Source organism: Streptococcus sp. HMSC071D03 (assembly GCF_001812125.1).
GTDB classification, from domain to species: Bacteria; Bacillota; Bacilli; order Lactobacillales; family Streptococcaceae; genus Streptococcus; species Streptococcus pseudopneumoniae_N.
On the sequence record NZ_KV807757.1, the window covers coordinates 40,931 to 47,843 of the forward strand.

Here is a 6,913-nt window from a genome sequence, read left to right on the forward strand (position 1 = left end):
ACTGCCTAAGTCCCTACGAAGTGAGTCTGGGACAAAAGTCCTAGCCCTCTTTTTGATGTTGGATTTTAAAGCAAGACGCAGTGGTTGAGTGGGCTCTACTACGCTGATTTCATCAGCTTTTACAGCCCTACTCAACTGTGCGGAGGTGGGACGACGAAATCGAATTCTAACAAATTACCGATTTCTGTCCCACTCTCAGCCTGAGTCCTTTTACTTGAAAGACGAAGGTTTTCCGTTTCAAACAACTTATTTCAAGTCTTTCAACTTCTCTAACACAATCTTATAAACATCCGTTAGACTGCCCAAATCCCTACGGAAAACATCCTTATCCATATGGTGCCCTTCAGCATCCCAAAGGCGGCAGTTATCTGGTGAAAATTCATCTGCCAAGATGATCTTACCATCCTTATCAAAACCAAATTCCAATTTGAAGTCAATCAAACGCAGACCAATTTGTTCAAACCAATTTTTCAGCAATCCATTGATGCGACGTGTTTCTTCCTTGATATAAGCAATTTGCTCATCGTTGGCAATATCCAAGAACTTCACATGCTCATCATTGATAAATGGATCGTCCAACTCATCGTTCTTGTAGTAAAATTCAACGATAGGAGTTTCTAAATCCAAACCTTCTTCAACACCGAAACGTTTTGAGAAAGAACCCGCAGTCACGTTACGAAGCACAACCTCCAAAGGGATGATTGAAACCTTCTTGTTGAGTTGTTCTGTGTCAGAAATACGTTCGATAAAGTGAGTAGCTACACCCGCAGCATTCAATTTTTCAAAAATAAGAGACGAAATCTGATTATTGAGCACACCTTTACCTTCGATAGTCTCTTTACGAGCACCATTCAGCATGGTAGCCTGGTCCTTATAAACGGACCTAATCACATGTTCGTCTTCTGTAGTATAGATATCTTTAGCTTTTCCCGTATAAATAAGTTTACTGGACATTTTATTATTCGCCTTTCGTATTACTTGGCCTCATTCTAACACAAAAATAAGCAGAAATCAAATGTTTTACGAACTATAATTGATATCACATCTGAAAAAGTACAGAAAAATCGCAAACGAATTTTCATTTGCGATTTTCTAAGATTGATTTGAGTTAAAAATAGAAACTTTATTCTTGTTTCAAAAAACGGTCCAGATAGTAGCGTAAGAAACTCTTCCTACCTGTAATCATGGTTAAACGACCTTCAAGTCCATAACGAATCTTTTCTGCCTGTTCAGCACTCAAGTCCGTCTCTGCCTCTAATTTAAAGAAATTGCCCTTTTCTGTCTGAGTCGCACTGGTATCGATATTCGTAATCTTGGATGTCAACACTAGCTGCTTATTGGCATCTGTTACTGTTGTAAATCGTACCTCATTTCCATGCTTGAGATCAGCCACTTCCTTAGAACCGATATAAGCTGTCAGTTTTGCCTTCCTCTCTCTAGCCAACTGCGGAAATAGGTGAGCAAGGATCGTTCCTTCTGGAATGATGGTAGATCGACTATGCTCAGGATTCAAATGTAGAACACCATCTTCTGTTGCTGTAATTTTCCCCTTCTCTAAAAGATTTCCTTGAATCTTTTTACCTGACTCCACTTCAAGAATTTTCTGATCCAAGAGCGTTAATTCCTGACCTACCTTAGCTAGTTGCTGAGATTTTAATGACTCCAACTGACTTCCTAATCCATATGCATAAGCTTGCTGGGCTCCTGAACCTGCATACTGGACTCGATAAGTAGCGAGACTGGATTCTAACTGAGAAAGCTGTGCTTCAACTTGCGCAACTGCTTGTGCCTTAGATTGCGGATTTTCCTCGCCCTGAGACTTGTAGGACTGATAGAGAGAGTAGGCTAGATTCTGACTGGCCAAGGAAGCACCTGTTTCAATAGCTGACTTAGCTGTCTGGTAATCGCGAATTTTAGCCTCTGTTTGACTGATGAGGTTCCCGATTTCGACTTGGGTTTGGCTAGCTGCTGCATTTTGAGATGATATACTAGCATTTTGCTGCTCAACCTGACTTCGCAGACTAGCAGCTTGATTTAGATAATCTAAAAAACTATGCTGATAGCCAAATTTATCTGCTTCAGGAAATTGATCACTTCCTGCTTGAAGGCTTGCTTTTAAATACTCCAGTTGAAGCTTCTGATCCTTGAGCATTTCCAACTGACTAGCATAATTTTCTGCCTGAATCGCTTCTGCTCCCTCTTGGTATTGAACGAGAAGATCTCCTTGTTTGACAAACTTATTTTCAGCCAAATGATTCGCAACAATCTTACTATTACTACTAGACTGAATGGTAGCAATGATACGAGCAGGTTCTACCGTAGCTCCAGCTGTCAAGCTTATCTCCTTTTGTGCAAAGATTGAAAAAACGATCAGGGACAAAAATAAGATAAAACTTGGAAAAATCACATAACTAGAAAAATTATGGTAACGACGATTGTAAAACTCCGCACTTTCTAAAAATTCTGATTGCATCTTTTCTCCTCTCTAACTATTCACTAGATGGGCGTAAAATCCACCCTGAGCCAGTAAATCCATATGTGTACCCTCTTCGACAATCTTGCCCTGATCCAAAACAACCACCTTCTCTGTCCGCTCAGCAATGGTCAAGCGATGGGCGATGAAAATCAAGGTCTTGTCTAAAGCCATAAGATTATCGACAATTCGCTTCTCTGTCAAAATATCCAAACTACTAGTTGCCTCATCCAAAATCAAGACCGGCGCATCTGTCAAGAGAGCACGCGCCAAAGCAATTCTCTGACGTTGACCACCTGAGATTCCTGCCCCATCCGAAGTCAATTCCGTCTGGTAATTTAGTGGCATGCGCTCAATGTCCTCCCGAATCTCTGCCAATTCGACCGCCCGTAAGATATCCTCTTGAGTCGTCCCTTCCTTGGCTCCAAGGAGAAGATTCTCCAAAATCGTTCCGTTAAAAACATAAGGCTGCTGAGGCAGATAGTTGATGTACTGACGCAGAGCCTTTTTATCAATCTGATTGAGATTGACACCACCCAGACTAATCTCTCCCTGACTTGGGTCGTAAAAATCAACCATCATCTTGGCCAAGGTCGTCTTACCTGACCCTGAAATCCCCACAAAAGCCACTTTAGAGCCTTGCGCAATGGTTAGATTAATGTCCGACAAGACATCTCGACCATAGCCATATTTGTAGTGAACCTGCTTGAAAGTCATATCTCCTTCTAGCAAGCTCAAATCTGAGACTGTTTTCTTTTCCTCAAACTCAGATGCAACCAGATAAACTTCATTCAGACGGTTATTGGCAACCTGCGCTGTCTGAAGCTTGGTTTGCAGGTTGATGATATTTTCCAAAGGATTTGTAAAATAAACAAGCAAGGTATTATAGGTAATCAACTGCCCCAAACTCATCTTGCCATCCATGACCAGAACAGCCCCCATCCAGAGAATACCGACATTGAGCAAGAGATGGGCAACCTTTTTCAGAGCCTTTTGCTGACTCTCTGCCCGACTATAGGTAAAGGATTTTTTCAGATAATCCACAAATTCCTTGTCAATCTTTTGGTAGCGTGAACTTTCACTAGTTAAGGACTTGATGGTCTCAATGCCATTGATGTCCTCAATGATAGAAGAAGACAGAACCGCATTGGCTTCCATAGTTTCCCGATTCATCTTTTCAAAGGGCTTCATAAAAGCAAAGATAATCACTGTGTAGATAGGAAGGGCTAGTAAACTCATGAAAAAGAGATTGCTATTCTGCGAAAATAGAACTACTGAAATAATCAAGACAGTAGATACGTCCAAAAAGATTGACAGAATAGTCGAAGCCAGAGCATCGATGATACTATTCGCATCCGTGAAACGAGATACGATTTCCCCTGTACGACGTGTCGCAAAGAAGGACATAGGCAGGTGAAAAACATGCTTGATATAGGACAAAATCACATCAATGGACAAGCGTTGCCCCAAAATAAGCAAGAGATACTCCTGAGCGTAGGACAAGATTTGCTGGAGAATATAAACAATAACCAGCCCAATAGAAATAATCCCCAGTGTCGAGCGCATCTGATCTGGTACATAAGTATCAATGATAGACTGCAGATAATAAGAACCCACAATGTTAATCAAGGTCACCAAGAGGGTCGCCAAAACGATATTAACAATCAAACCTCGCTGTTTCACTAATATAGGGATAAAGGAAAGCAGACCATTTTTTTGTTCCTTATGAGGCTGATAACTCGGAGATGGTGCCATAAAAATAGTGATTCCTGTCCACTCCTTGGCAAAGCGCTCACGAGAAATCTTGGTCAGCTTAACACTAGGATCTGGATCAGCAATATGAATGTTGTTCTTGTCCTGCCCAGTCACCACATAATAATGGAGCAATTTCCCTTCCTTAAGCACATGAGCCACAAAAGGAAAAGTTACATTCGGCAAATCAAACAAGGTCATGTCCGCCTTTATTGCTCGCGTCTCAAAACCTATCTCCTCAGCAACCTTGACTAAGCCTAAAGCCGTAGTCCCATCCATGGTCGTCTTGGCCAACTCTCGCAAGTGAGCCAGAGAATAATAACTACCATAATAACCAAAGACCATGGCTAATGAAGCTACACCGCAGTCCATCTGATCCACCTGAGGACGATAATGCCTTTTCCCAAATTTCATATCCTACTCCTTTTCCTAACAATATCCAAAGAAAACTTTGTAAGATTATTTTATCCAAACAAAGAAGCAAAAAGAAAATTATTTCTAAAAAAACAATAACTGCACCTGAACAGCACTTTTTCCTACATAAAAATAGGCAGAACAAACGTCCTACCTAAAATATATATTTATAAAGATTTCTTTTTCTTCCTAATTCCTTTGTCAATCATGTACAAAACGATAATCGAAAACAGCGGTGGTACAATATAATTCTTTTCACTCATTGTCAGCTGAAATCCCAGAGTTGCCAGTATCTTGAGAATAAACATATTCATCAGAAATAAGAAAAGGAACGTTAGAAAGATTTTTAAAGTCTTATTCATTTCCATCCTGATTATCTTCTTTACCTCTTATTTTCTGGATAGCATGATATTTTATCGCTATGTAAATGATTAAAAAAGTAGGGGATAAGAGAATAAATCTGAAAGTTCCATGAAATTTACACTATACTTTCCTAGCAATAGTTTATAGTCTATTAAAACTTGCATGATAGAAAGTACAATACGTACTAGTAGAAGCAAGCCTAATAATATCACTTCTTTTTTAAACATACGAATATCTTTCTAACTAAAATCAGACTACAGTTCATCAGCTTAACACCCCAACATTCCCCAAGATTGCCCTAATACTGGAGCCACAAAGTTCAAATTCATTTTATCAACCTTTATCTCATTTTTCTTCACTTCTATAAAGTAAAATAAATACTATCAAGAATAGTGAAATTGTAGGCATGTCAAAATTTTCAAACCATGTAGGTAGATTTATTTTGTTTACATCAGCGACTATTCTAACAATGATATAAACCATCGAACTGCAACATACAGTAAACTCTAGCCAAGCTTTTTGTAACACTTGAACGACTTTCATCTCAAACTTCATTTTGATGGTTCATCAATTCCCAATCTTACTTCCTTTTGTTTGATACTTGTATCCTACATAAAACAGACCAAGCAGAATTGGATAGTTTTCTGGATAAAACAAGGTATTGATCGGTTTTTTCAAAATCAAATACGTTGCAATATAGATAATGACTGACACTATAAAATAACCTTCAGCAAATCCCAATAAAAATTTTTTCATACCAGACTCCTGCTTTCTTATAAAGAATTTACTAGCTTTTTACCCACCTCGTGATGCCGACTGATAACCATTATACGCACCCCAAGCTAATAGTCCAACAGACAAAATACCACCACCAATTAAAAGTACTACTCCTCCACCATTGACTTCTTGCAGTTCAACATCACTTAACGTAGTATAATTTTGTTCAATAGTTTGTAAATTCGACATGTTTATCCTCCATTTTAATAATAAAAATTAGTTTTCTTTTAATACACCAATAATAATCATCAATACACTCATAACAAACGCAGACAACAGTCCTTTAGTAGTACTATTGAAAAAAGGTCTATCAAAAACATAGTAATTATATGCAGATAATCCTAAACCAACGGCAGTCACCACAATTGTAATAACGAGTAGTATAATCCAAAATGTTTTCTTGCTCATATTTATCAAAAACTATGGATGAGTAATATAGTAGAACGTTTTACCAGCAGCTTCACCAACTTGGTAAATCCCCCAACCAATTGCAATTCCCACAGAGACTACCTCCCAAGCAATTCCCCCATCCACTTCCATTAGCTCTTCTTCCGTAAGAGCTGCAAAGTTCTGTTCCATTTTGTCAAAGTTTGTCATTTGTTTTCTCCTTTATTTTTATATTTGTGATTTCTAACCTTTAAACCATTTTAAAAGCCAAATTGGATAAATAACTGAAATAATCATTCCTAATCTCCTTCCTCTTCTTCTCACTTGTCTATTCGAGAAATAATTTTAAAATAAACAGCTAAATCAAATTTATTTTAAAAACCACTTAATTAACCATGGATACATGATTGGCATAAACATGAAGCAATCTCCTTCCTTTTCTTCTCACTTATCTATTCGAGAAATCATTTTAAAATAAACAATTAAATCAAATTTATTTTAAAAACCACTTGATCAACCACGGATAAAGACCTGTCACATACATCAGCAATCCTCCTTTTTTGTTCTCATCTCTTTATTCGTAAACTCATACTCTTCGAAAATCTCTTCAAACCACGTCAGCTTCACCTTGCCGTACTCAAGTACAGCCTGCAGCTAGCTTCCTAGTTTGCTCTTTGATTTTCATTGAGTATCAACTATAAAATTTCAAAATCTTATAGTAAAATGAACCTAAAACAGTACATAATG

7 protein-coding genes are annotated in these 6,913 nt (G+C 38.2%); all 7 read right to left on the reverse strand.

All coding sequences use genetic code 11. The features are described from left to right. Positions 1–246 precede the first annotated feature (246 nt). The 7 genes from purC to HMPREF2837_RS06360 all read right to left on the reverse strand — a co-directional run bounded on the left by purC (position 247) and on the right by HMPREF2837_RS06360 (position 6,376). On the reverse strand, positions 247–954 hold the full coding sequence (gene purC / locus HMPREF2837_RS06320; RefSeq protein ID WP_049549435.1) for a phosphoribosylaminoimidazolesuccinocarboxamide synthase: 708 nt from the start codon (positions 952–954) through the stop codon (positions 247–249). A 169-nt stretch (positions 955–1,123) separates the two neighbouring features. Next, complete coding sequence (locus HMPREF2837_RS06325) at positions 1,124–2,473, reverse strand: bacteriocin secretion accessory protein (RefSeq protein WP_049549434.1); 1,350 nt, start codon at positions 2,471–2,473, stop codon at positions 1,124–1,126. 12 nt (positions 2,474–2,485) lie between these two features. Beyond that, a complete protein-coding gene (gene comA / locus HMPREF2837_RS06330) occupies positions 2,486–4,639 on the reverse strand; it encodes a peptide cleavage/export ABC transporter ComA (RefSeq protein WP_049549433.1) in 2,154 nt (717 codons plus the stop codon). A gap of 167 nt (positions 4,640–4,806) precedes the next feature. Continuing rightward, entirely contained in the window at positions 4,807–5,001 is a 195-nt protein-coding gene (locus HMPREF2837_RS11670; protein ID WP_049549464.1) for a hypothetical protein, read from the reverse strand. 568 nt (positions 5,002–5,569) lie between these two features. Next, complete coding sequence (locus HMPREF2837_RS06350; protein WP_049549432.1) at positions 5,570–5,758, reverse strand: hypothetical protein; 189 nt, start codon at positions 5,756–5,758, stop codon at positions 5,570–5,572. A 39-nt stretch (positions 5,759–5,797) separates the two neighbouring features. Then, positions 5,798–5,968 (reverse strand): H354_08695 family bacteriocin-like peptide, encoded by a 171-nt coding sequence (locus HMPREF2837_RS06355; RefSeq protein WP_000067700.1) that lies wholly within the window; start codon positions 5,966–5,968, stop codon positions 5,798–5,800. 231 nt (positions 5,969–6,199) lie between these two features. Further along, positions 6,200–6,376: a class IIb bacteriocin, lactobin A/cerein 7B family gene (locus HMPREF2837_RS06360; RefSeq protein ID WP_049549431.1), complete on the reverse strand. Its 177-nt coding sequence runs from the start codon at positions 6,374–6,376 to the stop codon at positions 6,200–6,202. Positions 6,377–6,913 lie beyond the last annotated feature (537 nt).